The 219-nt window shown below is 72.1% G+C and carries 1 pseudogene; it reads left to right on the top strand.

What is annotated here, in order from left to right:
* Positions 1 to 219, top strand: a pseudogene (locus tag FHN55_RS22220) (catalase); the annotation flags it as partial.

Raw genomic sequence — 219 nt, 5'->3', positions numbered from 1 at the left:
GGTCGTCCCCGTCCATTCGTACGCGAAGGACGGCCAGATGGCCTTCCGCAAGACGACGGACCCGGTCTACGCGCCCAACTCCAAGGGCGGCCCGGCGGCCGACACCGAGCGCTTCGGCACCCCGCCGAGCTGGCACGCCGACGGCGAGATCACCCGCGCCGGTTACGTGAGCCACCCCGAGGACGACGACTGGGGACAGGCGCACACGCTGGTACGGGG

This window comes from Streptomyces sp. NP160 (genome assembly GCF_006335115.1).
GTDB lineage: Bacteria > Actinomycetota > Actinomycetes > Actinomycetales > Quadrisphaeraceae > Quadrisphaera.
The sequence above is the reverse complement of the archived record's forward strand: the minus strand, read 5'-3'. Positions and strand labels throughout refer to the sequence as shown.